Below are 642 nucleotides of genomic sequence, written 5' to 3' on the forward strand. Positions count from 1 at the left end.
CGCCGGTGAGAGGTCGTCGTCGCGGAGGAAGTGGCGGGTCACGGGCGGGGCTCCTCGGGGTCGGTCACGATGTCGGCCCACGCGTCGGCGAGGGCGGCGATGTCGGCCTCGGTGATCGTGAGCGGTGGGGCCAAGCGCAGCCGCGCCGGCCCGGTGTTGTTGAGCAGGAAGCCGCGCGCCTGAGCACGGGCCACGACTGCGGCGGCGGTCTCGTCGAAGAGCTGGACGCCGAGCATCAGGCCACGCCCCTCGACCGCGGTGACCTCGTGCTCGGAGGCCAGGGCGCGGGTGAGCTGGGCGCCGCGCTCGACAGCGGCCGTCAGAAGGTCGTCGCGCTCGATCACGTCGAGCACCGCCAGCGCGGCGGCGCAGGCGACCGGGTTCCCACCGAAGGTGGTGCCGTGGCTGCCGGGCTGGAGCAGGCTCGCGGCCGCGCCGCGGGCGACGGTGGCGCCGATCGGGATGCCGCCGCCCAGGCCCTTGGCGAGCGTGACGACGTCGGGGCGTACGCCATCGAGGAGCTGGTGGGCGAACCAGGCTCCGGTGCGACCGATCCCGGTCTGCACCTCGTCGAGCCACAGCAGCGCGCCGTGCTCGTGCGCGATGCGCTGAGCGGCGACGAGGTAGCCGGCGTCCGGGACG

The 642-nt window shown here is 75.1% G+C and carries 1 protein-coding gene; it reads right to left on the bottom strand.

The features are described from left to right. Window positions 1-38 precede the first annotated feature (38 nt). A partial coding sequence (locus FB586_RS18590; protein ID WP_136520845.1) for an aminotransferase class III-fold pyridoxal phosphate-dependent enzyme occupies window positions 39-642 on the bottom strand: 604 nt, incomplete at its 5' end.

The organism is Cellulomonas telluris (assembly GCF_004886325.1).
Lineage (GTDB): Bacteria > Actinomycetota > Actinomycetes > Actinomycetales > Cellulomonadaceae > Cellulomonas > Cellulomonas telluris.